Origin of the sequence: Rhodoblastus sp. (assembly GCF_019449565.1) — a bacterium.
Lineage (GTDB): Bacteria > Pseudomonadota > Alphaproteobacteria > Rhizobiales > Beijerinckiaceae > Rhodoblastus.
In genome coordinates this window covers 1-23509 of record NZ_JAGRPM010000024.1, presented here as the reverse complement: position 1 = coordinate 23509, position 23509 = coordinate 1, and the positions used below count along the sequence as shown (strand labels likewise).

Sequence of the window (23509 nt, the reverse complement as noted above, 5' to 3'; positions counted from 1 at the left end):
CGTCGTCCTTCAGCCTGTCCTTGGGGCGCAATTTCGCACAATTGTCCTGATGGCGGCGAGACTTTTTCAGTGGCGGCGGAATTCGAAATCGGTCCGCAGAAACTGGAGCAGATCGTGCTTCTGCCGGTCGTCGAGGCTGGCGTAGAGGGGCTCGGCCGCGTCCGCGAGTTTCTTCAGGGATGCGCCCCGCGCCGTGAGATCGTCCGCCATTTTGCGCAACAGCTCGATATCGTTGGGGCGTTCGGCGCGGTCATGATCGTCGCGGTCGCGACGTCGGGGACGCTCGGGGTTTTCCAAGGCTGCCTTCAGCTGCCCGATTCCGTAATCGTGCAGGACAGTTTGCAAGCCCGGCCAATCCTTTTCCTGATCGACAGTGAGGCGCAAGCTGGCCTTGAGCAAGGCGATCCTGGCGTCGACGTCATTGGCGATCTGGTTGTCCGCCGGACCAGTCGGTTCGGCCTGTCCGGGCTGGGATTTCATCATCGGCTCCGCTTGCGCGGGCGGAGATTTTTCGGGGGCCTGAGCGCGCGAAGCGTTGAAGCCCGCTGCGCCAAGCAGCACAACGCCGGCGATGCCGGCGGTCAAGAAATGTCTCACGCTATTCTCCCCTGAATTCTTATGAAACGCGGCCGCGACGCGCGAAGAACGCGCGGCGCGTCCGGTTCACGCCAAAAAATATCCGGTGGCGAAGGCGGCGCGGTAGCGTCGGAAAATACTCACGGCCTTTCCGGCCTGAACGCCTGTTGAGCGGCGGCAGCGGCGGCCGGCCCGGGGCGTGGCGATGCAATTTGTTTTTCCGCCCCACCCGCGTCCGTCCCGGAACTTTGGGGGGCTTTCAGGCGTAAGTATTTTCCGATTCTGTCGGCTCAGCTTGCCGTCGAGGTAAAGTCGCTAGACGAACGGGCGCAGGGCATTTCGCCACGAGGCGTGTCCCCGGCGAAAAGGCGCGACGTTCATGTCGCGTCAGCGGCGGCTTTTCCGAAACCTGCCGCAGTTCGCCCGTTAAGGAGTATTCCCATGCTAGGCACAATCCTGCTCATTATCTTGGTGCTGTTTCTTGTCGGCGCATTGCCGTCATGGCCGCACAGCGCCAGTTGGGGCTACTACCCCAGTGGCGGCATTGGTCTCCTGCTGATCATCGTGGTCGTCCTGCTGCTGATGGGACGAATCTAGGCCTGGACGAGCGGCTCGCATGCGATGCGTCGCGCGGCGCCGCTCGTAAAATTCTGCTTATCAGGAGACTCCCCATGCCCCTCATTAACGTCGTCATCGTTCTGATCGTCGTTGGCGTGCTGCTTTGGCTCGTCAACAATTACCTGCCCATGGATGGAAAGATCAAAAGCATCCTCAACGCCGTCGTGGTCATCTGCGTCGTGCTTTGGCTGTTACAGGCTTTCGGCGTGCTCGGATCATTGAGCACCATTCGCGTCGGAAAATGACCGGACTTCCAAATTGTCTGAAATGAAATTGGACGATCGCGAGATCGTAAAAAGGCGGCCACGAATTGGCCGCCTTTTTTTATGACTGACTCGAGGCCCTGTCAGGCCTTGTCGACGATCTTCTTGATAGCGTCCTTGCCCTCGCCAATGGCCTCTTGCGTCTTGCCCTTGAGCTTCTGCGCGGCGCCTTCAACTTCAAGGTCCGGGTTTCCAACGGCGTGTCCCGCCGCCTGTTTGACGGCGCCAGCGACCTGATTGGCCGCGCCTTTAACTTTGTCGCCAATGCTGCTCACGATTGATGTCCTCGGTGATGAAGGCGAAGCATTCCCGCGCTTCGCCCTCCAGGTTGGTTCTCGCGGGTCCAATTTAGGTCGTTTTCGTGAGGCGCTTTCAGTAGCGGCCACGTCCATAGCCGTGTCCATAGCCGCGCCCGTGGCCATAGCCATGACCGTGACCGCGCCCCCAGCCGTAATGGTGGCCGCGCCCCCATCCGCCACGCCCGCCCTGGTGGCCGTAATAGCCCTGAACCTGCGTGATCAACGGGTCCGATTGCCCCGTCGTCACGCCGGCGGCGGGCGCGAGAGGCATGGCGCTGGCAGGCTGGGCCAATGTCAGACCAAGCGCGACCAGCGCGCCGCTCAACAAAAGTTTCATTCAGAATCTCCGTCATCGGCGCTCGCCTGCGAGCGCAATTTCCATTGCATGCGAAACGCTCAAACCGCGCGGAAGGTCGAAATCGCATCGCGCCTTAGGCCAACCGCCCGGGCGCGGCCGCATCGATTTTGATGCGCCGCGCTCCGTGCGTTGAGGGGTCAGCTTTGCGCCAGATCACATCCGGCGGCAGCCTCGGAAACTACGCAGGCGACCCATGACGGAACGGTCGAGATCACATCGATACTGGCGCGCCGCGCGTTGGCCGCTATGATGCGCTGATGCGCCTACGCACCGATATCTGGGTCGCGGCCTTTTTGCGCCGTTGCGCCTCCGAGAATGTCCCGGTCTTCCTGCGTCGGCGCGGCGCGGCGGAAGCCGGCGCCATTTTCGTCAAGATCGACCGCCTCGACGGAACGGCCGCACTGTTCGCGCCCGCGCCGCAGAGCGAGACGCGCGAGGATATCGCGCGGCTGTTTTCGCGGGCCCACAGCGACGAATGGATCGCCAGCGTCGACATCGAAACGAAGCTCGCAAGGGAAACCAGCTTCGATCCGGATCTTTGGATCGTCGAAGTCGAGGATCGCGCGGGCCGCGTGACGCTGGATCTGGTCTGACGCGCTCAGTCGTCAGGCGGCGCCATTCTTCCTGAGGTCGCGCTGTGGCGCGGAGGCGCCGCGCGCTGCGGTTTGCGCCTGCGGGGCGGCGGACGCCGGACTGTTCGAAATCGCGCGCGCGAGACGCGGGCCTTCGATGCGCTGGGCGCCAGTCACCGCCTCGACGATCCGCGACGCGATGCGGCGCGGCAAGCGATACAGGTTCATGTTCCGGCCGAACAGTTCCGACGACAGGGCGACCCTGGGAAAGGCGATCAGGAAAATGCGCGCGGCGGCTTCCTGCGGCAGGCCGATGGCGATGAAAGCCAGGGTCAGCGCGTCGCCGCTCTCATCTGCCACGATGCGCCGCGCGCAGAGCGAATCGCATGTGAGCAGGTCGGCGAGCAACAGGGCGAATGTCGCGCGTTTCTGACGCAGCGCCGCCGACTCGATGCGCGCAGTCGTCTCTTCATCCAGACTTTCGCCGACGGACCGGCCGATCTGGCCAAGCCCGGCTTCGAGCGCGAGGGTGAGGAGTTTCGCTCGCTCGCTTGCTTTCGCCGAAAGATAGAGCGGCAGGCAGTCGAGCGTGAGCGCGCAACGGTCGAGCAGGGCGCGCGCGAGCGCGGGATCGTCGCGTCCGCGCTGGGCGAGCAGGCGCAGGCTCTCGTTGGTGAGCGGGGCGAGCGAATTGCCGGCGAGTGCGCGCGCGATCTCGCGTTCGGGGCGCGCGGCGAGCAAGCGGACAATCTCGCGGTCGAGATCGCTGCGCGCCGCCACCGCGCTGGCCTGGTCGCAGGGGCCGCTCGCGGCGACATGGCGCAGTTCGCGCCATTCGACCTGCGGGTCGGCGAGAAAGATTTCACGCGCGGCCTCGCCGCCGCGCGCCTTGATCCGGGCGAGAAGGGAGGCCGGCGAATCCGCGCAGCGCGCCAGTTTGCGGGCGACCTGGGCGAGGGTGGCCTCGTCGGCGGTGTCGATCAGCCGGCCCGCCATTTCTTCATAGAGCCGGATTTCCTCAGGCGAATGCTGGGGCTGCAAGGCGAAGAGATCGGTGGTGACGCGCAGAAGAACCGGACGCATTTCGCTCGGTTTGGCTTCCGCCGAGGCCGCGAGATCGCGCAGGCGGGCGTAAATGTCGGTCGGCATGACAAGGGCCCGGAAAAAGTTCGGATAAACAGACCCTAGCCAAGCTTTATTGACACATCATTAACCATCGCAAAGGATTAATGAGGGCAGGACATCGGATGTCCAAAATTTTAACAAATGCGCTATTTCATTTTTCACGGTTGGGCGCCCGAACGATTCGGGGCCGCCGGGCGAGGGCGAGAGCCATGGGCGAGATCCTGCCATTCCGCATTGAATCGAGGCCGCGCGCCGCAGCGGTCGCTCCGCAAGGGCCAGCGGAGATCCTGTTCTTCACGGGCGTTCGCTACGAGCGCCATGACGATGGGACGAGCGGGCCGCAAAGCCGCGCTCCCGCGGGAACCGCGCCGCGCCGCCAGCGCCGCCGCAAGCGCGCCTGAGCCGCCGAGCGGCATTCTGGCGGGCCATGTCAGGGCGCGGTCTTTTCCGTTGCACATGCGAAGCCGCCGCGCGCCGCCGCCGCCGCTTCATAATCGCCTTCGCGCAGGCCGAGCGTTCTGAACAGGACGAAGCCTCTCGCGCCGGGAGAAACCAGCCGCAATTCATCGTCTTCGCCGGCCGCCCGCGTCTCGTCGGCGTTGTCCTGCGTCGAATCCATCGCGTCGGACTGCGCCTGAGTCACCACGAGGACATTGAACTTCCCGTTCGGCGTCTGCTTGTCATTGGCGGAATAGATGATCGTGCCGTCCGCGAGCCTGACCGAAATGGAGGCGGGGCGATCGCCATCGGTTGAGGCCCGCACGCGGAATGGACCCTGGGCGAGATCGAATCGACAAACCGCCAGCGCCGCGAAGGGGTCGGCGAAGGTCGACCCGCCGGAGGAAGCGGCGGCGCGCGGCAGGAGCGCCCTTTCGCCGGGCGCGAGAGGCAGTGCGAGCTTGCGGAACGGGGCGCTCGGCGCGAGCGCCGGCAGCGACAGCACCGCCAGCAAATGAAGGGCGATGGCCCCGAGCAGCGCCGCGAGAATCCAGGGGATGAGGCCGATGGCGCGGTCGGCCGCGGAAAGGCGCGGGCTCATGAGCAGCCTTCTCGCGTAATCTTGGGAAGGACAAGGCCGTCCAGCGCGCCGGCGACGGCGCTGCTCGTCAGTTGATAGGCGCGCAGGACGAGGATGAAGCGGCTCTTTTCGCCGAGCGGAAGCCAATTGCCCGGCTGCGCGTCGCGCGATGCGTCGATGACGAAGCCGCCCCCCGACTCGCGCAGCAGCGCGGTCGAAGTGAGGCCATAGCGATTGGCGGCGTTCGGCCGCAGGTCGCCGTCGACGTCATAGGCGGCAAGAGTCCAGAACCGCGCCGAAGGAGCGCCGCCGGAAATGCGATAATCGCAGCGCGCGTCCAACGCCGCGTCAAAGTCGTCGGTCTTTGCGACGAAGGCGAGCCCTTCGCCGGAGCCGAGCGGCAAAGCGCCGCTCGCGGCGAGAACAGCGCGGGCGTAGGGGTCGATTTCGGAATCGCCGACGCGCGGCCAGGTCCTCCAGGGCCCCATCTCGACGGCGCCGAAAGGCGGGTCGCCTTGCAAGGCCGCCAATGTCGCCGCCATGCCGAGGGCCAGCGCGGCGATCGCGGCGAAGGGCAATGCTCTTAAACCGTTCAAGACCCCACCTCTGCCCCGGCGCGCGATTGCGCCGGGCGAAAAATGCGCCGCTCACGCTGTGCGAAGGGCGCATTGGTGGCATAAAGCCGGATTGTCTGGCAAGTTGTCTGCGACCGATGAGGCGGGCGCGGGCCCTCGGCTCAGCGCCAAACGCCGGCGATCTTGCCGCCGAGGCCCCAGGCTGATTCGCTCCAGCGGCCGGCGTTTTCCCGCACGGCGGCGACGCGGTCGCCAATTTCCGCCGCGCCGGGAATTGTAACGCCGAAGAGCCTCACGGAACGATCAGCCGCAGGCTCAGAGGCAATGGTCGCAGCCAAAGGGGCGGGCGCGCGGCCAGCGAGCGGCGACGCGGATTTGGCGGGCGCTTCCGTGCGGCGGGCCGGCTTCGCGTCTGTGGCGGGCGCCGACGGATGCGCGGCGCTGGCGGAGGGATCGGCAAGCGGATCGGCAACCCTGGACTCGGGACCCGGCGTGAAGTTCGACAAGCTCGTCAGCACGGCCAGCTGTTCCGGATAATAGGCGAAGCTCCGCACGCCGGACGTTTCCGTCGCCTTTTCTTGCGCCTTTACTTGCGGCGCGAAGGCGCGCGTGACCGCGATTTGCGTGGGCGCGAGAGCGGGCCGCAATTCAAGCCCGGCGTCCAGCGCCAGCAGCGCGATGGCGCCGGCGGCGAATACGGCGGCGATCTTTACGCGGCCGGGCGGCGGAGAAACTTGATCACTGGAAATGCAATTCATGCGCGGAACCCCGTCGGCCTGTGCCGGCGCCGGCGCAAAATGCCGGCGCGCTTTTGACATCAGGCAGGACCATTCAACGAAGCCATTGCGGCTAAACCGCGACAGCTTTCCGGCCTTCTGATGTTTGCGGCGGCGACGCCGCAGGAAAATCCGGCGGCGCGGCGGTTCACGCCATATTCAGACTCGCCCGGTCAATCTGCCGCATGGCCAAAATCCGCGCGCTGGCTGCGATCTTCTGCCTTTGCGGGCTGCTCCTTACCCTCGGCGTCAACGCCGCTTGGGCGGATGGCTTTCGCTTCGGCGGCTGGCGTTTCGGCGGCCCGCGATTCTGGGGTCAGGGTTTCTCCGGTCCGCGCTATGACGGCCCGCCCGCCTATGACGTCGAACCGCTGCCTGACGATTACCCGGACGAACGCCCCGGCATGCATGCGGGGCCGCCGCATGGCCAACCGCTTGGCCCGCCAAACGCTCCTCCGGGCGAGCCGCTTGGCGCGCCTCCCCCCGGCGCGCCGCCATTCGGTCCCCGGAAATGCTATTCCCCCGCCGAAACGCGCGAGCGCGTGGCCAGCGCCGGCCTCCGCGAGCCGTTCGCCTTGATGCGCAAGGCCTCCGCCATGACGCAGTCCGAGGCGCTGGCCGGGAAATTATGCCGATGGAACGATCTGGATATCTATGACATCAGCCTGCTGCGCAGCGACGGCGCGCTGATCCATGTATATATGAACGCCGCGACCGGCCAGGTCGTCAGCGGATTGAACGCGCACTGAAAGGACATTCGATTGCGCCTTCTCGTGATAGAGGACGACAAGGACCTCAACCGCCAGCTGGTCGCCGCGCTGGAAGACGCGGGCTATGCCGTGGATTCCGCGAGCGACGGCGAGGAGGGCCATTTTCTCGGCGACACCGAGCCTTATGACGCGGTAATCCTTGACATAGGCCTGCCGAAGATGGACGGCATCGCCGTGCTCGCGGCCTGGCGCAAGGCGGAGCGGGCCATGCCGGTGCTGATCCTGACCGCCCGCGACGGCTGGTCCGAGAAGGTGAAGGGCTTCGACGCCGGCGCCGACGACTATGTCGCCAAGCCGTTCCATATGGAGGAAATTCTGGCCCGCCTGCGGGCCCTGCTGCGCCGCGCCACCGGGCACGCCAGCAGCGAGCTGACCTGTGGCCCGGTTTCGCTCGACACCCGTTCGGGCCGGGTGCTGGTCTCCGGCGCGCCAGTCAAGCTGACCTCGCATGAATACCGCCTGCTGGCCTATTTGATGCACCATTCCGGGCGGGTGGTTTCGCGCAGCGAAATTGTCGAACATCTCTACGATCAGGATTTCGACCGCGATTCCAACACCATCGAGGTCTTCATCGGACGGCTGCGCAAGAAGCTCGGCGTGGACGTGCTCCAGACCGTGCGCGGCCTCGGCTACATGCTGGAGCCGGGCGCGGCTCCGGACCACGCTCCGACGCGCTGACATGAGGCGACTCGCCGCCACCTCGATCGCGATGCGGCTGTTCGTCTCCTCGGCGGCGGCCTGCGTGGTGATCCTGACCGTGGCGGGGCTTGTCCTGACGGCCCTGCACCGCGATACGGCGGAGGCGGCGCTCGACGAGCAGCTCGGCGTCTATCTGCGCGCCCTCGTCGCCGACATTGCTTCTCCCCGTGACGACGCGTCCGACGCCGGCCAGCTGGCCGAGCCGCAATTCGAATTGCCGCTTTCAGGCTGGTACTGGCAGATCACCCGGCTCGACGTCAGCCCGACCGACATCCGCGCCTCGCGCTCGCTGTTCGCCAGCCGCCTGCAAAGGCTGCCGGAATCCGCCGCCGAACCCGGGCAGGCGGGGCGCCGTCGCGGCAATATAGCGGGGCCGGACAACAAGCCGCTGCGGATGCTGGAGCGTGTCATCAACGCCGGCGACCAGGGCCATTTTCTGGTGCAGGTCGCTGCGACGACCCAGACTGTGGATGGGCAGGTCGCGCAATTCGAAATCGACATTGGCGTCACCTTTTTCCTGCTTGCGCTGCTGCTCGTCGCGGCCATGGCGTTCCAGGTGCGCTATGGCCTGCGCCCGCTGCGCCAGCTGCGGCGCGACGTCGTCGCCGTGCGGCGCGGGCAGGCCGAGGGCGTCGCCGGCGAATTTCCGCAGGAGATCGCGCCGCTCGCCGAGGAGCTGAATCTGCTGATCGGGGCCAATCGCGAGATTGTCGAGCGGGCGCGCATTCAGGTCGGCAATCTCGCCCATGCGCTGAAAACGCCGCTGAGCGTCATCGTCAACGAGGCCGATTCCGAGCAGACGCCTCTCGCGCGCAAGGTCGCCGAACAGGCCGAGGTGATGAGCGACCAGGTGAAATTCTATCTCGACCGCGCCCGCGCCGCGACCCGCGCCGGGGCGATCGGGGCCGCCGCCGATCCCGCGCAGGCTTTGGCCGCCATGGCGCGCGCCTTTGGCAAGATCTATCCGGCGATCGACCTCGCTGTGGATTGTCCCGAGGATTTGCGCTTTCGGGGCGAGAAGCAGGATTTCGACGACATGGCCGGCAATCTCATCGACAACGCCTGCAAATGGGCGAAAAGCGAGGTGCGGGTGGTCGCCGAGGCCCTGCCTTCGAGCGGGAGCGACCGGCTCTTCTTCGAGCTGACCATCGACGACGACGGGCCTGGCCTCGCCGCCGACCGCCGCGACGAAGCCTTGCGGCGTGGACGGCGGATCGATGAGAGCAAGCCCGGCTCGGGGCTCGGCCTGTCCATTGTGGTCGATCTCGCGGGGGCCTATGGCGGCAAGCTGAACTTGAGCAGTTCGCCGCTCGGCGGGTTGCGCGCCGGGCTGGTCCTGCCCGCTTTGCCGCGCGACTGACCCCGCATTGACCCGCCGTGATTTTTTAGTCTTTTCGTCTTTCGTCCCTGGAAGGCGGCGTCTAATATGCCGCCGAATTCAAGATCCCTATTGTTCTGGAGGTTTGCCGTGATGATTCTGGCCCGCGCCGGCCTGGCCTGCGCGCTCCTCGTCTCCCTGGCGGGTTGCGCGACCACCACGCCCGAGGCGACCGCCCCAGCGGCGGCCGCCGCTGCTGTCGCTCCGCCGCCGCCCTATACGGGGCTGGCCAGCGGCTCGCTTGGCGGCAGCCTCGACGCCGTCAGCCGGACCGCGGCCAATAATGCGGAGATCGAGGCGCTGAATTCCGGGGAACGCAAGACTTGGCGCGGCGCCGACGGCGCCTATGGCTATGTCGCGCCGGGCGCCGCGACTGGCGATTGCCGCGAGATCAGCCACACCATTTACGTCAATGGACGGCCGCAGGTCGGCAAGGGAACCGCCTGCCGCGCCGCTGGCGGCTGGAAGCTCAATTCCTGATTCTCCTGGCGTTATTCCTGAGTCTCCTGGTATTGCCTCGGCGATCAGGGCGATTCGATCTTCCAGGCGGCGGACCATATGGTCCGCCGCCTCATTTTTGAGCATTTGTTGGCTGTTTATTGTGTTTTTGAACGCTTTAAAGGGCTGTGGCGTGAATTGAATTAAAGGAATCGTATTTTCGACAAGGTTGCGTTAGATGAAATTGCCTGGATCGCGTAATATTGTGACGGATATCGTCGCGCGGTCGCGCCGCCGGCTCTGAAGACTGCTATGTTCCAGTTGGCGGGTCGGGAATTTCGTTTCAAGGTCAGGATTTTTAATGCGCCTTCGCATCGGCTATGACATGGCCTACGAAACTTCGGCGGTCACGCCGATCATCTGTCTGCTCAACGTCCACCAGCGCCAAGCCGCGCAGCTCGAACAGCCGGATTATATACGCACCGAGCCGGCCGTGCCGCAGCACACCTATATCGACGGCTTCGGCAATCTCTGCACGCGCCTTGTCGCGCCGCCCGGCTTGATCCGCATCAAATCGGATACCGTGTTTCATGCAATACGGGCGATCGATCCGGTCAATACCGAGGCGGTCCAGCATGAAATCGCCGACCTGCCGGCCGATACTTTGGAGTTTCTGCTCGGCAGCCGCTATTGCGAGACGGATCTGCTGTCGAATGAAGCGTGGCGGCTGTTCGGCTCGTTCCCGCCGGGATGGGCGCGCGTCCAGGCGATTTGCGATTTCGTCAATAATCATATCCGCTTCGGCTATGATCAGGCCAATCCGACCCTTACCGCCTATCAAGCCTATCAGAAGCGCACCGGCGTCTGCCGCGACTTCACCCATCTCGCCATTACTTTCGCGCGCGGACTGAATATTCCAGCGCGTTATTGCAGCGGCTACATCAGCGACGTCGGCCTGCCGCTGCCCTATGAGGCGCAGGATTTCTGCGCCTGGATGGAAGTGTTTCTCGGCGGCCGCTGGTGGGTGTTCGATCCGCGTAACAATGCGCCGCGCACGGGCCGGATCCTGATGTCGCAGGGCCGCGACGCTGCGGATACGCCGCTGGTGCATTTTTTCGGCGCGCAGACCTTGCGCGAATTCAAGGTTTGGGTCGACGAAATCCCGGACTGATCTTTCGCTGCGTCCGTCGGCGCCACGTCACTCGCTCAATTGGGCGCGGATCGCCTGCAATTCGTTCTTTCGCGCCTCGCTCACCTTGGGGAAGGCGAGGTTCAGCGATTCCAGCCTTTCCAGCATGATATGCGCGACAATCAGCCGCGCCGAGAATTTGTCGTCGGCGGGGACGACGAACCAGGGCGCTTCCTTCGTGCTCGTCTCGGACAGGCATTTCGCATAGGCCTTCTGGTAATCGTCCCAGAAGCCGCGCTCCTCAATATCGGCCTGCGAGAATTTCCAGTTCTTCTCCGGCTCGTCGATGCGGGCGAGGAAGCGTTTGCGCTGCTCCTCCTTGGAGAGATGGAGGAAGATTTTGACGACATGAGTGTGGTTGGCGGCCAGATGGCGCTCGAGATCGGCGATCGAGCGATACCGCTTGCGCCAGAAATCCCCGTCCGCCTTTTTCGGATCGAACCCTTCGGCCTTCAACAGGTCCGGATGGACGCGCAGAATGAGGACGCTCTCGTAATAGGAGCGGTTGAAAATGCCGATCATGCCGCGTTCGGGCAGTTCTCGCGTCGTGCGCCACAGGAAATCATGCTCCAGTTCGATGCCGCTCGGGTGCTTGAACGACGTGACCTGACAGCCCTGCGGATTGACGCCGGACATGACGTGGCTGATCGCGCCGTCCTTGCCCGCCGCGTCCATGGCCTGAAAAATCAGCAGCAGCGAGTCGCGGTCATGCGCATAGAGCTTCTGCTGCAGATCGCTCAGCCGAAGGATCTGGCTGGCCAGAAGGGCGTGGTAATCGTCCTTGTCGCGATAGACGGGATCGACCAGAGTCGGCCAGTCCGCCAGATCGACCTTGTCGCCTTCCTTGACGCGGAATTTCCTGGTGTCGATTGCGAATTTCGTCACGGCCATTTTTCCATCCCCCGGCATTATGGAACCAGCACGGCGGCGCCGTCGAAGGCGCCCGCGCGCAGGTCGGCGAGCGCGGCATTGGCTTGTTTGAGCCGGTAGATCTTGGTGGTGGTCTCGACGCCGAGTTGCGGCGCGAGGCGCAGGAATTCGACGCCGTCGCGCCGGGTCAGGTTGGCGACCGAGACGAGTTGCCGCTCCTCCCACAGGATCGAATAGGGAAAGCTTGGAATGTCGCTCATGTGAATGCCGGCGCAGACCACCGCGCCGCCCTTGCGCACGGCTCGAAGCGCGGCGGGAACGAGCGCGCCGACGGGGGCGAAGATGATCGCGGCGTCGAGCTTTTCCGGCGGCGTCTCGTCGGAGCCGCCCGCCCAGTCCGCGCCGATTTTCCGGGCGAAGTCCTGCGTGGCCGTATCGCCGGTCTGGTTGAAGGCGAAGACCTGATGGCCCTGCTTCACCGCGACCTGCGCGAGAATATGCGCGGCGGCGCCGAAGCCATAGAGGCCGAGCCGCTCGATGCGGCCCGCGCTGCGCCCGGCGATCTTGAAGGCGCGCCAACCGATCAGCCCGGCGCAGAGCAAGGGCGCCAGCGCGGCGTCCGCGCCCGATTCTCCCAATGGAAAGGCGAAGCGCGCGTCGGCGATGGCCATGGTCGCATAGCCGCCGTCGCGGGTGAAACCCGTGAATTCGGGATGGTCGCAGAGGTTTTCATGGCCGCCGACGCAAGGCCCGCAAGCCTGGCAGGTATGGCCGAGCCAGGGCACGCCCACGCGCTCGCCGAGCTCGAATCCGCTGACGCCGGGGCCGATCAGGTCCACCCGTCCGACGATTTCATGGCCCGGAATGATGGGAAGGCGGGGATGCGGCAATTCGCCATCCACGACATGGAGATCGGTGCGGCAGACGCCGCAGGCGGAAATCTTCAGGCGGATTTCGCCCGGGCCGGGCAGGGGATCGGGGCGCTCCGTCCATTCGAGCGGCGCGCCGATGCGGTTCAAAATCATGGCGAACATGGCTGCCATCCAAGGATTCGGCGCTCATAATCCCGACGTCGGCGCGCTGCTGTCAATGTTTTCTGCGTTACAGGCCGCTTCGGCCCAGGGGAGACGCGACCGCTTTCTTGCGGAGCGATTATCTTTGCCTTGACGAATACGTCGGCGATATCTACGATTGGAGTTATTATACATAACTGCAAGCTTTTCGCCGCACGCCGCGACATGATTTTTCAAGAATATCGGTAGTATTGCCCTGTCCGGATAGCGGGTGTCTCAGACGAATTCCTTTATCGCGAATTATCGAAGGACGCGCAGGCCAAAAACGAGGTCGAACAATGGCGGCGATCTGGGCCTTTTCCAAGAACGTTCCCCTTAGCGTTTGCGCGGATGCGCGCCTTTTGGGCGGGGGGACGAATTTGCAATATCCGGCAGGGAACGAACACGGTCAGGCCGGATGGGATGCGGGATTTATGTTTAATAATATTGGCGATTTGAGTGAGAAATTGGGGCAGGCGGCAGGACAAGTTACAGGTGGGATTTCTAGGCTTGCTATTAACGTCCATGGATCCCCCGGTCAAATTGACGCTGACAGTTCGGGGAAAGGATATAATTTCACTGAGCTTTGGAGAAAATATAGTTCGCCATTGGTCTTTATCAACAGGCTTCTGAACGCCGGAGCCCCGGTTCTGATTATGGGCTGCCAAGCAGCTGCTGGAGATGAAGGCGCGTCCTTTCTTTGCGAAATGTCGACCAGGGTGTTTCCGGGTCGCCGGGTCGTTGGATTTACGACCATTGGCGTTTCAATGAGGCAGTATAGAAAAAGCGAGTACTGCACAGAGCCGGGCATGCGCGATTCAAATTACGATATGCCGTCGGAAGGATTGCCCGAAATTCAGAGGCAGCGCGAAAAAGAGGTCCTGACTTTGCCTTGGGCCAGCGAGACTTCGCCTCACGCCAAGATTGCGCTGGACGGCAAGATCATCGCGGGAGCTGAAGCGTCGCCTGAGGCTGTCAATTATGCGTTTCAATCCTATTTGCCAGGGACTTGGCTCGCTGTCATCGGCGATTGGAGCGGTTATTTTGTTTTCGAAGGGAATGGCAAAGTTTCCTGGATGGACGCTTCAATGCGCCCTCATCGCGGGAAATGGTGGACAATGGCTGGCAGCATCGACTGGAGTTTCTCGGACGATCCGCCCGGATGGGTTCGGCAATTCGAGATTTTGACGCCGATGAAATCCACGATGAACGGCGCAGTCACCATTAACGGCGTCCAGCATGGCTACTTCACGATGTCCAAACAAACCTGAAGCCGCCGGTGCGCGATTGACCGGATGGATATGGGCCCGGTGCTTCCGAGGCGCGCGGGCGTTAAAGCGAAGCCCAGGCGAAGACCGCGGCTGAGGCGGCGGCGAGGGCGAACAGGCCCCATTCCAGCAGGCCCCAGAAGGTGACGATCTCGCGGGCGTCGGCGTCGGGCTGCGCCGGCGAGGCGGCGAGCAGCCTGTTGTTCAGCGGCACGATGACGAAATAGGTATAGGGCCAGCTCGCCAAAGCCAGCAGCGCGCCGATCAGGAAGCGCACGTCCGAGCCGTGGCCAAAGGCGGCGAGGCCCGACAAAGCCGCGAGCAGCGCGAGGCCGCCAAGCAAGGCGAAGCCGCGCCGGTCGCTCGGCGCCCATTCGCGAATCATCGAGGCGTCGTCGAGGGCGAGGCGGGCTGGCTGCTCGACGAGGTTCAGATAAAGCGCGGCGCCGGCGAAAGCCGAGGCGAAGACCAGAGCGAGCAGGGCAAACAGCATGAAAGGCTTCCGATTTTCCGCGCAAACCGCGTGTTTGCGTCATAGCTCGTTTGCCACGCGACCGGAAGCCTTTTCGCGCGAGGGCTCTGGCGCGTCGTTAACCGGGCGTTAAGCATGGCGTTGGCATGATCCGTGCTTAGACCAAAGCATTAGAAAATCGCCCAAGGCAATCGGGAATGCAATCGGGGCGAGGAGGCGGACCAGGGGCAAACCGGATCGGCGACGATCCGGCCGGCGCGTGCAACACTTTTTGCTGAGGACGACCAATGCCGATCACCCGCTGCATCTATTGCAAACTGCCCACTCGGATCCATTTCGCCTGGTGCCAGGAAAGCGGCGTCAAGGGAGAAATGCCGCCGGAAGCCCTGCGCCCCGGGAGCATCATCATGGAAACGCGCGAACTGCGCTGGTGCAAGCCGGTGGGCGTCAAGAGCCAACGCTGATCCCGAGCGGGCCGATCGTCTCAAAATGATGGCCCATGGCGGAACATCCGCTCGCCCGCGTTTCGGCGGGCGGCGGCGTTGCAAAGCGCGCGATTTCGGTCCAGTAGTGACGCCTCTCCGAAATCGTCGAAATGGCCTGAAAAATGAAGCGCGCTTTGCCCGTCACCCGCGAAGAAAATTTTCCCGATTGGTATCAGGCCGTCGTCGACCAGGCCGATCTCGCGGAAACCTCGCCGGTGCGCGGGTGCATGATCATCAAGCCCTGGGGCTGGGGAATCTGGGAGCTGGTTCAGGCCGCGCTCGACAGGCGCATCAAGGAAACCGGCCACGAGAATTGCTATTTTCCGCTCTTCATCCCCATGAGCTTCATCGCGCAGGAGGCGAGCCATGTGGAGGGTTTCGCCAAGGAAATGGCGGTGGTCACCCATCACCGGCTCAAGGCCGTCGATGGCAAACTAATGGTCGATCCGGCGTCCGAACTCGAAGAGCCGCTGGTGGTGCGCCCGACGTCCGAGACGATCATCGGCGACGCCTTCCGGCGCTGGGTCGCCTCCTATCGCGACCTGCCGATCCTCATTAATCAATGGGCCAATGTGGTGCGCTGGGAAATGCGCACCCGCATGTTCCTGCGCACCACCGAATTCCTTTGGCAGGAGGGTCATACGGCCCACGCCACCCGCGAAGACGCGCGGGAGGAAACGCTGAAAATGCTCGAAGTCTATCGCGAACTGGCGGAAGACATTCTGGCCATGCCGGTGGTGGTCGGCGAGAAGCCGGAGAACGAGCGCTTCCCCGGCGCCGATTCGACCTTCTCGATCGAGGCCATGATGCAGGACGGCAAGGCCTTGCAGGCCGGCACCTCGCATTATCTGGGGACCAATTTCGCCAAGGCGCAGAACATTCGCTACCAATCGGCGACCGGCGAGCTGGAATATTGCCACACCACCTCCTGGGGCGTGTCCACGCGGCTCATCGGCGGCGTCATCATGACCCATGGCGATGACGACGGGCTGCGCCTGCCGCCGCGCATCGCGCCCAAGCAGGTCGTGATCGTGCCGATGTTGCGCGACAAGCCCGAGGACGCCGAGCTGCTCGCCTATTGCGAGAAACTGGAGGCGGAAATTTGCAAGCTTTCCGCCTTCGGCGAACCTTTGCGCGTAAAACTCGACAAGAAGCCGATTCGCTCCGCCAACAAGCGCTGGGACTGGCTGCGGCGCGGCGCGCCGATCCTGCTCGAAGTCGGCCCACGCGACATGGCGTCCGACCATGTGACCCTGATCCGCCGCGACAAATTGCGCGACGGCGACAAGGTGATCTCGCAGGGTTTTTCGCGCAGTGACTTCCTGGCGCAGGCGCCGGCGCTGCTGGCCGAGATCCAGGCCAATCTCTTCTCCGAGGCGAAGGCCCGGCTCGACGCCAATATCCGCACGGATCTGAAGGATTTCGACGTCATCGCGGCATTTTTCGGCGCGGCTTCGGAGGATGACGACGCGAAATCCGGCTTCAAGGGCTGGGTGCGCGCGCCCTGGGCGCGGCCGACAGGCGCCGAACTGGAGGCGGTCGAGGCGCGTCTCAAGGCGCTGAAGCTGACCCTGCGCAATGTCCCCATGGGGCAGGAGGCCGCTTCCGGCGTCTGCGTCTTCACCGGCCGCCCGGCGATCGAGGAGATCCTGATCGCGCGCGCTTATTGAGGGCCGGGAATTGCGCTGGATCATTCCCGCTATGCATGGTCTTTACTTATTGATCTGATCGACCTAAGGGCTGTCACAAAAGATTCATCAAACTGTCATTTTCCGCGGAGGCGCGCATGCTTCGTTGGCTCCAGGCCCTGATGCCGAAAGAGGAGAAGTTCTTCGACCTCTTCGAGCGTCACGCCAAGATCGCCCTTGAAGGCGCCCAGACCTTGCGCGCCGTGCTCGATGGCGGCCACAAGGTTCCGGCCCTGTGCGAGGCCGTGATCCGTATCGAAAACGACGCCGACGACGTTTCGCGCGAGGTTCTGCTCGCGCTGCGCCGCAGTTTCATCACGCCCTTCGACCGTGGCGACATTCACGGCCTCATCAACGACATGGACGACGCCGTCGACCAGATGCGCCAGACCGTGAAGGCGATCGAGCTGTTCGATGTCACGGAATTCGATCCGAACATGGTCCGCATCGGCGATCTGATCATCGAGACGGCGCGGATCGCGCTGGAGACCATGCCGCTGCTGCGCGCCATCAACTCCAACGCTCAGAAAATCAACCTGGCCAATGAGCATATCGTCAGGCTGGAGGAGGAATCGGACGTCCTTTACATGAAGGGTCTGAAAGAACTTTATCAGGCGCATAAGGACGACCGTCCGATGGCTTATATCGTCGGCAAGGAAGTCTATTCCCATCTCGAAAAAGTCGTCGATTGTTTCGAGAACGTCGCCAACCGCATGAGCGGCATTCTTCTCGAACATTTGTGAGGCCAGCCGATGGATGGCGCCTCCGTCGTTCTCATCACCCTCATCGCCGTCGCCTTGCTGTTCGATTTCCTGAACGGCTTGCACGACGCCGCCAATTCCATCGCCACCATCGTCTCGACCCGCGTGCTGCGGCCGCAATATGCCGTGTTTTGGGCGGCTTTCTTCAATTTCATCGCCTTCGCCTTTTTCGGCCTGCATGTCGCCAATACGGTCGGCAGCGGCATTGTGGACGCTCATATCGTCGACGACCGGCTGATCTTCGGCGCGCTGACGGGCGCCATCGTCTGGAATGTCGTCACCTGGCTGGTCGGCATTCCGTCCTCCTCGTCGCACGCGCTGATCGGCGGGCTGGTCGGGGCAGGTCTCGCCAAAGCCGGGACCTCGGCCATCGTCTGGGCCGGGCTGAGCAAGACGGGAGCGGCTATCGTCCTATCGCCGCTGTTCGGCTTTTATCTCGCATTGCTGCTGATGCTGGCCGTGTCGTGGATCTTCGTCCGGGTCACGCCGATCGCGGTGGATTCCAGCTTCCGCATCCTGCAATTCGTGTCTGCCTCACTCTATTCGCTCGGCCATGGCGGCAATGACGCGCAGAAGACCATGGGCGTCATTGCCGTCCTGCTGTTTGCCCATGGCGCCGGCGACGGAACCTTTCATGTTCCGCTCTGGGTCGTGCTCTCCTGTCAATCGGCCATGGCGCTCGGAACCTTGTTCGGCGGCTGGCGCATCGTCCACACCATGGGCTCGAAAATCACCCGTCTGACGCCGATGCAGGGCTTCTGCGCCGAAACGGGCGGCGCGATGACCCTGTTCCTCGCCACGAGTCTCGGCATTCCCGTCTCCACCACTCATACGATCACCGGCGCCATCGTCGGAGTCGGGGCGGCGCGCCGGGTTTCGGCCGTGCGCTGGAACGTGGCGCAGAATATCGTCGTCGCCTGGGTCCTCACCATGCCGGCCGCGGGACTGATCGCGGCCCTTGCCTATGCTTGCGGGGGGTGGCTGGAGCCATGATCGCAAAAGCCTCGAAGGCCCGGAAAAAGGCCCGGAAAGCGGCCAAAAGCCTCAACGCGGGCGCGGTCGGGACGGAGCGCCTGCAATTCGCCGCGCTGCCCTGGCGTGTGACCGACGGCCTTGAGATCATGCTGGTTTCGTCGCGCGAGACGAAGCGCTGGATCATCCCGAAAGGCTGGCCAATGGCCGGGCGCAGCGGCGCGGCGGCGGCGGCTATCGAGGCGATGGAGGAAGCGGGCCTGCTCGGTGTCATCTCCGACGAGCCGATCGGCCATTTCACTTACGCCAAGCGGTTTTCGCGCGGCGAGGAGCTGTGTCGGGTCGAGGTCTTTTCCCTGCGCGTCGCGCGGCAGCGCGATCACTGGCCGGAACAGCACGAGCGCGAGACGCAATGGTTCCCGGTCGCCGAGGCCGTCGAACTGGTCTCGGATCCCGAACTGGCCGACGTCATCGCGGCTTTTGCGCGAGCGTTCGACGCGTAACAGGCAAGCTCACAGGTTGTGGCCTAAACGGCCCCGTTCATTGACGCTTCCCAATCAACGGGGCGCCGTCGCATGACGGTTTTTCGACGCCCTTTCGACCGCGATGAGTCGCGGTCAAGGCGGGATGATATTAAAGGTCTATTTACCAATTTTTCGCCAGAATCGACCAAAAATTCATTGATCGTTAAGTATTTTAGCATTTTGGCGTCCTTTCACAGCGTAATGATAATATCTGCTTAAGCTTTCCGTTCGGAAAAGAGACAGAGCCCCGCGTTAAGCCTAAACCGCCTCTTTACCGCGATGCGCGTAAGTTCGGCTGGTCAGTCAGTCGCGTTGTGGTTTTGAGTACATGCGTATCCTTCGCGCCGGGGCGGCCGGTCAAAAAGTCCAGAAACTGGTTTCGCGTCCTGGACTTTCGCCGGTTCGGCGCCCGGCGTCGGAGGCTCATTCCGGCCTCGCATTGGCGCCGCCGCTCAACCGCATCCTAACCGGCGATTGCATCGACGCCATGTGCGGCCTGCCCGAGGCCAGCGTCGATCTGGTCTTCGCCGATCCGCCCTATAATCTTCAGCTCGAAGGCGGACTCACCCGCCCGGACCAGAGCGAAGTCGACGCGGTGGACGACGACTGGGACAAATTCGCCTCTTTCGCCGATTACGACCGCTTCACCCGCGACTGGCTCGCCGCCGCGCGCAGGGCCATGAAGCCCGAGGCGACGATCTTCGTCATCGGCTCCTATCACAATATTTTCCGCGTCGGCGCGATCATGCAGGATCTCGGCTTCTGGATCCTCAACGACATCGTCTGGCGCAAGGCCAATCCGATGCCGAACTTCCGCGGCCGGCGTTTCACCAACGCCCACGAGACCATGATCTGGGCCTCGAAAAGCGCCGGCGTGAAGTCCTATACCTTCAATTACGATGCGCTGAAGGCCGGCAATGAGGACCGCCAGATGCGCTCGGACTGGTTCTTCCCGATCTGCACCGGCGCCGAGCGGCTGAAGGACGAGGCGGGGCGCAAGACCCACCCGACCCAGAAGCCCGAGGCCTTGCTGGCCCGAATCGTGATGTCGGCCTCGAAACCAGGCGACGTCGTGCTCGATCCCTTTTTCGGCTCCGGCACCACGGGCGCCGTGGCCAAGAAGCTCGGCCGCCATTTCATCGGCTGCGAGCGCGACCCCGATTACATCGCTGCGGCGACGGCGCGCATCGCCGCTGCCGAGCCCCTGCCGGAATCCGCCTTTTCGACGCCCCTCGGCAAGAGGCAGGAAAAGCGGGTCGCCTTCGCCAGCCTGATCGAGGCCGGCATGATCGCGCCCGGGACCGAGCTGTTCGACGAAAAGCGCCGCTGGCGGGCGGTCGTGCGCGCGGACGGCGCCATTGCGCTGGGCGATATCGTCGGCTCGATCCACAAGATCGGCGCGCTGGCCCAGGGCCTCCCCGCCTGCAATGGCTGGACCTTCTGGCGGTATAGCCGCGACGGCGCCGCCATCAGCATCGACGACCTGCGCGCGGAATTCCGCGCACGCGGGGGCGATTGCGACGAGGCGTGAAGGCGCGAGTGTGGTTTCTCCCGTTTTCGCAAGACGGCAATTGGGCCCGTGGCGCAATAGCACAGCGTGGAGACGGCTGACGCGCTGACGGAGCCATTTCGGGTGCCCGCTAAAGCGCTTGCCTATCGCGAGATTCTGCGTTGATATGCGCGCCGAATGAATCAACACTTTCGATCGACGCCTCAAGAACTACATTGTTCCCGTGACGACGAAGCCGAATTGCTTGATTTGAATCCGACGAGATTATCGCAGGTTGCTTGTGTGGTAATGCAGCCATAGAAGCCCTGGGGGGTTCGAAGCAATTGTCGCCCAAGGCATTCACAAAAAAATCGTCCCATCGTTTTTTGGTATGCCCGCCGGGTGGCGTAATTGACGTCGATAACATATTAGTGGTCAGCAAAGTTCAAAAAATGAGTAGGGATTAGATTATATGTTGACGACGAATGCTGACTATTTGCAGAAAATGCTTGCTGCAAACAAGGGTAACTGGCCAGACCTTGAAGGTTTGCTCAGAGACATCTATGTCGCTCATCTCAATGCCGGCGACATTGCGGTTGATGTTGGCGTCAATCATGGCACGCATCTTTTCCAGATCGCCGAGGCCGTAGGCGAGACAGGCAAGGTGATCGGTGTCGAGGCCGTACCTGCGCACTGCCGTAGCGTCCGCGAGGCAATGGCAGGGCCCTACGCTCGCCTTGCGCCGCGCATCCAGCTTTTTGAGTGCGCTGTTTCTGCGAAGGAAGGCCGAGCCGAATTCTTTGTTAGCCAAATCAATGATGGCGGTCTGAGTGGCCTCAAATTTCGTCCAGTCCTGAACAATACCGCCGTCGAGCAGATCGGGGTCGACGTGAAAACGCTGGATTCACTTGTTCCCCCAGACATAGCTGTCAAATTCATGAAAATCGACATTGAAGGCGCTGAATATGATGCGCTGCGGGGCGCGACGAAATTGCTGGAAAAGCGCCCTGTGGTTGCGTTCGAGTTCGACAACAGCGCTCCCGAGTCGTTCGGTTACACGGTGAAGGACTTCTTTGCTCTGTTTGCCCACTATAATCTGGCAGTCTACGACCTATTCGGCTTCCCCATGCGCAGCGCCGACGACATGATTGCGACGCCCATTTGGAACTTCATCGCGGCGCCGAGCGAAATGGACGCTGATGCGCTGACCGCTCCGGCGCGTCGCACGATCGATCGGGATGTTTTCCGCAGATAACAGATAGCTCAGGCGTAAGGAAAAATATTCCTCCCGCCGGATTAACCAATTTATAGATGAAGCTTATGTGAGTATTAAAAAATTTTGTTTTGTATAAAATATAATGATTGCTGCAATTTGGTGCAGGCAGACATATCAAAAAGCACCCGACGGAGCGATACGCTGCGAGTTGACGGCGAGTTGAAGGGCCGCGTATGCACGATCGCTACAGTGAGGAAGGATAGCGACAAATGACGCGATTTGTAGGCGCGCACGTAACAAAGGTCCGCATGAAATGAATAACGTATTCGATCAACGCTTTGGCGGAAAAGTTGTTGCGGAGATCGTGTCGCCGTCATTCGATGTCGCTAATCCGCATCTTATCAATGAAGCTTATATCCCGGAAGATGTATTGGCTCGCATGAAGGCCTCGTGGGCCAAGGGAAAAATTCCGGAGAGAATAATTCAATTAATTGAAATTAATAATGTTTTTGTCGTTGATGAAGGCGTTGTCTGTGATGCTTCTGGAACGGTAATACCGGCCTTTCTGACCCAGCAAGCGCCAAAGCACGTCGACGAGGCGATACAAAAAGTCCGCGAAGCGATCCTCCGGGGAACTTTTGACTCGGTTGTTGCGCCGACGGTTCTGTGCACCAAGCCGGGCTGGCAAAATTATGGGCACTGGCTCATGGAGTTGTTGCCGATCGCTGACCTTGCTCAGCGGATTTTGCGCTCGGCGGACGTACGATTCGCGATCATGCAGGAAAGCAGTCCGGAAATGGCGGCGGTCGTCAACGACTCGCTGTCTCGGGCCGGCGTCGGCGCGAAGCAAATTCAACGGGTGTCGCGCGCGCCCCGCTTTTTCAAATCCCTCTATATTGTTTTGGGGTTGACGAGGCACGGCGTTTATATGTCGCCTCAGGTGTTCAATCCGATCGATTTTATCTCCAAGGACATAGTTCCGTTTTCTGACGAAAAGCTCTTCGTGGCGCGGTCAAGCCAAAGCACGCGCTTTTTTCACGACAACGATCGTGTGGCGGAAACCATGAAGCAAAATGGATTCAAGGTTTTGTATCCTGAAAACTGCTCCTTTTCCGAGCAGGTCGCCCGTTTCAAAGGAGCCAGGGTCGTCGTCGGCATCGCGGGAGCCGCGATGGCTAATATCGCATTTTGCTCGCCTATGACGAAAGTCAAAATTTTCTATCCGTCGACGATGGCTGATACGTTTTTCTGGTTTATCGCGCAGCATCGGCGCTTGAATTTTGAGGATATCCGGGTCAGGGAAGTCGGAAAGAAAATAACACATAATACTTGGGATTCTGCACTGGAGTTTCCTTCCGAATTATCGACGGCGATTGTCTGATCCCGGCTGCCCGTTCAATTCGGCCGGAGCGAGCGCTCGCTCTGCGGCGTGATGCCTGCGGTTATCGCGCGGGAGCCGCTCGAGAGTGCTCGACCAAAACGTTTTGCGCTCTTTCCAGACTGGAGCTATTGACGCGCCGGTTCGTGAAGCTTGTGGACGCAGAAAAGCGCCCACTTGGCATGGGGACGGCAGACGGTTATGTTCCGCGGGCGCAATCAGGCTTAAGCTCCACAAACAACTCGTTAATTGGTTGCTGACTAGTCGCGATGGCGAGCGGGAAAAATTCTATGAGGCGGCCATCAGCGGGCATTGCAGGGAGAGAATCCCTGTCGCGGCGCGAATTCTCGGCGAGCTCCTGAAGGCCATGGAACAGGTTTCGATATTATGTCCAGTGAAGTCCCGGTTGCCCCCGTTGCTATCGCGCCTGATGAATCGGTCGTTCAAACGCATCTGAAATCGCAGAGCGACCAAGCCATCACGCTCGGCGCAATCGCCAGGAACGAATCGCGCTACTTGCCTGAATGGCTCGCCTATCATCGTATCCATCCGGCGTAGCACGCAGGCGGCCGGCATCAGGTTGATCGCCTCGCCAGGATCGTCGGATCGTCTTTGTGCATTTTGATGAGGTCGATCAGGTTCTCGATGCCGAAATCGGTGAAGGCCATCTCGCCATCTTC

At 62.3% G+C, this 23509-nt stretch carries 28 protein-coding genes; 18 read left to right on the top strand and 10 right to left on the bottom strand.

What is annotated here, in order from left to right; all coding sequences use genetic code 11:
* Positions 1-66 precede the first annotated feature (66 nt).
* Positions 67-597: a Spy/CpxP family protein refolding chaperone gene (locus tag QZ409_RS05390; protein WP_296707590.1), complete on the bottom strand. Its 531-nt coding sequence runs from the start codon at positions 595-597 to the stop codon at positions 67-69.
* Positions 598-1017: 420 nt separating this feature from the next.
* Here QZ409_RS05390 and QZ409_RS05385 point away from each other — a divergent pair, with 420 nt between their 5' ends.
* The gene (locus QZ409_RS05385) at positions 1018-1173 is read left to right on the top strand and encodes a DUF3309 family protein (RefSeq protein WP_296707588.1); all 156 of its coding nucleotides are present in this window, start codon (positions 1018-1020) and stop codon (positions 1171-1173) included.
* A 74-nt stretch (positions 1174-1247) separates the two neighbouring features.
* On the top strand, positions 1248-1439 hold the full coding sequence (locus QZ409_RS05380) for a Thivi_2564 family membrane protein (protein ID WP_296707585.1): 192 nt from the start codon (positions 1248-1250) through the stop codon (positions 1437-1439).
* A gap of 101 nt (positions 1440-1540) precedes the next feature.
* Here QZ409_RS05380 and QZ409_RS05375 read toward each other — a convergent pair whose 3' ends face one another.
* Complete coding sequence (locus QZ409_RS05375) at positions 1541-1732, bottom strand: CsbD family protein (RefSeq protein WP_296707581.1); 192 nt, start codon at positions 1730-1732, stop codon at positions 1541-1543.
* Between the two features lie 97 nt (positions 1733-1829).
* Complete coding sequence (locus QZ409_RS05370; protein ID WP_296707579.1) at positions 1830-2093, bottom strand: hypothetical protein; 264 nt, start codon at positions 2091-2093, stop codon at positions 1830-1832.
* Between the two features lie 278 nt (positions 2094-2371).
* Between QZ409_RS05370 and QZ409_RS05365 the strand changes: the two genes are divergently transcribed.
* Positions 2372-2707, top strand: a complete 336-nt coding sequence (locus QZ409_RS05365; RefSeq protein WP_296707578.1) for a DUF1491 family protein — start codon at positions 2372-2374, stop codon at positions 2705-2707.
* Positions 2708-2719: 12 nt separating this feature from the next.
* Here the strand turns inward: QZ409_RS05365 and QZ409_RS05360 are convergent, their stop codons facing one another.
* Positions 2720-3835, bottom strand: coding sequence for a DUF2336 domain-containing protein (locus QZ409_RS05360; RefSeq protein WP_296707576.1), 1116 nt, complete (start codon positions 3833-3835; stop codon positions 2720-2722).
* Between the two features lie 185 nt (positions 3836-4020).
* Here QZ409_RS05360 and QZ409_RS05355 point away from each other — a divergent pair, with 185 nt between their 5' ends.
* Positions 4021-4212 carry a hypothetical protein gene (locus QZ409_RS05355; protein ID WP_296707575.1) on the top strand — a complete coding sequence of 64 codons (192 nt, stop codon included), beginning with the start codon at positions 4021-4023 and terminating at the stop codon, positions 4210-4212.
* Positions 4213-4241: 29 nt separating this feature from the next.
* Here QZ409_RS05355 and QZ409_RS05350 read toward each other — a convergent pair whose 3' ends face one another.
* The 3 genes from QZ409_RS05350 to QZ409_RS05340 form a co-directional block, all read right to left on the bottom strand.
* Positions 4242-4850: a hypothetical protein gene (locus tag QZ409_RS05350; protein ID WP_296707574.1), complete on the bottom strand. Its 609-nt coding sequence runs from the start codon at positions 4848-4850 to the stop codon at positions 4242-4244.
* Positions 4847-5425 (bottom strand): DUF1214 domain-containing protein, encoded by a 579-nt coding sequence (locus tag QZ409_RS05345; RefSeq protein WP_296707573.1) that lies wholly within the window; start codon positions 5423-5425, stop codon positions 4847-4849. Before QZ409_RS05345 ends, QZ409_RS05350 begins: the two co-directional genes overlap by 4 nt.
* A 140-nt stretch (positions 5426-5565) precedes the next feature.
* Positions 5566-6162 carry a hypothetical protein gene (locus tag QZ409_RS05340; protein ID WP_296707572.1) on the bottom strand — a complete coding sequence of 199 codons (597 nt, stop codon included), beginning with the start codon at positions 6160-6162 and terminating at the stop codon, positions 5566-5568.
* A gap of 203 nt (positions 6163-6365) precedes the next feature.
* On the opposite strand from QZ409_RS05340, the gene QZ409_RS05335 reads away from it, so the two are divergent.
* The 5 genes from QZ409_RS05335 to QZ409_RS05315 all read left to right on the top strand — a co-directional run bounded on the left by QZ409_RS05335 (position 6366) and on the right by QZ409_RS05315 (position 10636).
* Positions 6366-6929 carry a hypothetical protein gene (locus tag QZ409_RS05335; RefSeq protein ID WP_296707570.1) on the top strand — a complete coding sequence of 188 codons (564 nt, stop codon included), beginning with the start codon at positions 6366-6368 and terminating at the stop codon, positions 6927-6929.
* Between the two features lie 12 nt (positions 6930-6941).
* Positions 6942-7628, top strand: coding sequence for a response regulator transcription factor (locus QZ409_RS05330; protein WP_296707568.1), 687 nt, complete (start codon positions 6942-6944; stop codon positions 7626-7628).
* Between the two features lies 1 nt (position 7629).
* Positions 7630-9009 carry an ATP-binding protein gene (locus tag QZ409_RS05325; RefSeq protein WP_296707566.1) on the top strand — a complete coding sequence of 460 codons (1380 nt, stop codon included), beginning with the start codon at positions 7630-7632 and terminating at the stop codon, positions 9007-9009.
* Between the two features lie 108 nt (positions 9010-9117).
* Positions 9118-9507: a hypothetical protein gene (locus tag QZ409_RS05320; protein ID WP_296707564.1), complete on the top strand. Its 390-nt coding sequence runs from the start codon at positions 9118-9120 to the stop codon at positions 9505-9507.
* Positions 9508-9826: 319 nt separating this feature from the next.
* Positions 9827-10636, top strand: coding sequence for a transglutaminase family protein (locus tag QZ409_RS05315; RefSeq protein ID WP_296707561.1), 810 nt, complete (start codon positions 9827-9829; stop codon positions 10634-10636).
* Positions 10637-10663: 27 nt separating this feature from the next.
* Here the strand turns inward: QZ409_RS05315 and QZ409_RS05310 are convergent, their stop codons facing one another.
* A complete protein-coding gene (locus QZ409_RS05310) occupies positions 10664-11539 on the bottom strand; it encodes an ADP-polyphosphate phosphotransferase (RefSeq protein WP_296707559.1) in 876 nt (291 codons plus the stop codon).
* 23 nt (positions 11540-11562) lie between these two features.
* The gene (locus QZ409_RS05305) at positions 11563-12558 is read right to left on the bottom strand and encodes a zinc-dependent alcohol dehydrogenase family protein (protein ID WP_296707556.1); all 996 of its coding nucleotides are present in this window, start codon (positions 12556-12558) and stop codon (positions 11563-11565) included.
* A 317-nt stretch (positions 12559-12875) separates the two neighbouring features.
* On the opposite strand from QZ409_RS05305, the gene QZ409_RS05300 reads away from it, so the two are divergent.
* Positions 12876-13847, top strand: a complete 972-nt coding sequence (locus QZ409_RS05300; RefSeq protein ID WP_296707553.1) for a hypothetical protein — start codon at positions 12876-12878, stop codon at positions 13845-13847.
* Positions 13848-13908: 61 nt separating this feature from the next.
* Here the strand turns inward: QZ409_RS05300 and QZ409_RS05295 are convergent, their stop codons facing one another.
* Positions 13909-14337: a DUF1772 domain-containing protein gene (locus QZ409_RS05295; RefSeq protein ID WP_296707551.1), complete on the bottom strand. Its 429-nt coding sequence runs from the start codon at positions 14335-14337 to the stop codon at positions 13909-13911.
* Positions 14338-14603: 266 nt separating this feature from the next.
* On the opposite strand from QZ409_RS05295, the gene QZ409_RS05290 reads away from it, so the two are divergent.
* The 8 genes from QZ409_RS05290 to QZ409_RS05255 all read left to right on the top strand — a co-directional run bounded on the left by QZ409_RS05290 (position 14604) and on the right by QZ409_RS05255 (position 22832).
* A complete protein-coding gene (locus QZ409_RS05290; RefSeq protein ID WP_296707549.1) occupies positions 14604-14780 on the top strand; it encodes a hypothetical protein in 177 nt (58 codons plus the stop codon).
* 143 nt (positions 14781-14923) lie between these two features.
* On the top strand, positions 14924-16471 hold the full coding sequence (proS, locus tag QZ409_RS05285; RefSeq protein ID WP_296707547.1) for a proline--tRNA ligase: 1548 nt from the start codon (positions 14924-14926) through the stop codon (positions 16469-16471).
* 116 nt (positions 16472-16587) lie between these two features.
* Entirely contained in the window at positions 16588-17232 is a 645-nt protein-coding gene (locus QZ409_RS05280; RefSeq protein ID WP_296707545.1) for a DUF47 domain-containing protein, read from the top strand.
* Between the two features lie 9 nt (positions 17233-17241).
* A complete protein-coding gene (locus tag QZ409_RS05275) occupies positions 17242-18243 on the top strand; it encodes an inorganic phosphate transporter (RefSeq protein ID WP_296707544.1) in 1002 nt (333 codons plus the stop codon).
* Positions 18240-18725, top strand: coding sequence for an NUDIX hydrolase (locus QZ409_RS05270; RefSeq protein ID WP_296707542.1), 486 nt, complete (start codon positions 18240-18242; stop codon positions 18723-18725). The genes QZ409_RS05275 and QZ409_RS05270 overlap by 4 nt, the downstream gene beginning before the upstream one ends.
* A gap of 508 nt (positions 18726-19233) precedes the next feature.
* Positions 19234-20277: a site-specific DNA-methyltransferase gene (locus QZ409_RS05265; RefSeq protein WP_296707641.1), complete on the top strand. Its 1044-nt coding sequence runs from the start codon at positions 19234-19236 to the stop codon at positions 20275-20277.
* 430 nt (positions 20278-20707) lie between these two features.
* Positions 20708-21490, top strand: coding sequence for an FkbM family methyltransferase (locus QZ409_RS05260; RefSeq protein WP_296707540.1), 783 nt, complete (start codon positions 20708-20710; stop codon positions 21488-21490).
* Positions 21491-21764: 274 nt separating this feature from the next.
* On the top strand, positions 21765-22832 hold the full coding sequence (locus QZ409_RS05255; RefSeq protein ID WP_296707538.1) for a glycosyltransferase family 61 protein: 1068 nt from the start codon (positions 21765-21767) through the stop codon (positions 22830-22832).
* Positions 22833-23509: the final 677 nt, after the last annotated feature.

Coding starts and splice junctions, on each gene's coding strand:
- QZ409_RS05385 (WP_296707588.1), top strand. CDS start 1,018: ATGCTAGGCACAATCCTGCTCATTATCTTGGTGCTGTTTCTTGTCGGC.
- QZ409_RS05380 (WP_296707585.1), top strand. CDS start 1,248: ATGCCCCTCATTAACGTCGTCATCGTTCTGATCGTCGTTGGCGTGCTG.
- QZ409_RS05370 (WP_296707579.1), bottom strand. CDS start 2,093: ATGAAACTTTTGTTGAGCGGCGCGCTGGTCGCGCTTGGTCTGACATTG.
- QZ409_RS05365 (WP_296707578.1), top strand. CDS start 2,372: ATGCGCCTACGCACCGATATCTGGGTCGCGGCCTTTTTGCGCCGTTGC.
- QZ409_RS05360 (WP_296707576.1), bottom strand. CDS start 3,835: ATGCCGACCGACATTTACGCCCGCCTGCGCGATCTCGCGGCCTCGGCG.
- QZ409_RS05355 (WP_296707575.1), top strand. CDS start 4,021: ATGGGCGAGATCCTGCCATTCCGCATTGAATCGAGGCCGCGCGCCGCA.
- QZ409_RS05350 (WP_296707574.1), bottom strand. CDS start 4,850: ATGAGCCCGCGCCTTTCCGCGGCCGACCGCGCCATCGGCCTCATCCCC.
- QZ409_RS05340 (WP_296707572.1), bottom strand. CDS start 6,162: ATGAATTGCATTTCCAGTGATCAAGTTTCTCCGCCGCCCGGCCGCGTA.
- QZ409_RS05335 (WP_296707570.1), top strand. CDS start 6,366: ATGGCCAAAATCCGCGCGCTGGCTGCGATCTTCTGCCTTTGCGGGCTG.
- QZ409_RS05325 (WP_296707566.1), top strand. CDS start 7,630: ATGAGGCGACTCGCCGCCACCTCGATCGCGATGCGGCTGTTCGTCTCC.
- QZ409_RS05315 (WP_296707561.1), top strand. CDS start 9,827: ATGCGCCTTCGCATCGGCTATGACATGGCCTACGAAACTTCGGCGGTC.
- QZ409_RS05305 (WP_296707556.1), bottom strand. CDS start 12,558: ATGTTCGCCATGATTTTGAACCGCATCGGCGCGCCGCTCGAATGGACG.
- QZ409_RS05300 (WP_296707553.1), top strand. CDS start 12,876: ATGGCGGCGATCTGGGCCTTTTCCAAGAACGTTCCCCTTAGCGTTTGC.
- QZ409_RS05295 (WP_296707551.1), bottom strand. CDS start 14,337: ATGCTGTTTGCCCTGCTCGCTCTGGTCTTCGCCTCGGCTTTCGCCGGC.
- QZ409_RS05290 (WP_296707549.1), top strand. CDS start 14,604: ATGCCGATCACCCGCTGCATCTATTGCAAACTGCCCACTCGGATCCAT.
- proS (WP_296707547.1), top strand. CDS start 14,924: ATGAAGCGCGCTTTGCCCGTCACCCGCGAAGAAAATTTTCCCGATTGG.
- QZ409_RS05280 (WP_296707545.1), top strand. CDS start 16,588: ATGCTTCGTTGGCTCCAGGCCCTGATGCCGAAAGAGGAGAAGTTCTTC.
- QZ409_RS05275 (WP_296707544.1), top strand. CDS start 17,242: ATGGATGGCGCCTCCGTCGTTCTCATCACCCTCATCGCCGTCGCCTTG.
- QZ409_RS05270 (WP_296707542.1), top strand. CDS start 18,240: ATGATCGCAAAAGCCTCGAAGGCCCGGAAAAAGGCCCGGAAAGCGGCC.
- QZ409_RS05265 (WP_296707641.1), top strand. CDS start 19,234: ATGTGCGGCCTGCCCGAGGCCAGCGTCGATCTGGTCTTCGCCGATCCG.
- QZ409_RS05260 (WP_296707540.1), top strand. CDS start 20,708: ATGTTGACGACGAATGCTGACTATTTGCAGAAAATGCTTGCTGCAAAC.
- QZ409_RS05255 (WP_296707538.1), top strand. CDS start 21,765: ATGAATAACGTATTCGATCAACGCTTTGGCGGAAAAGTTGTTGCGGAG.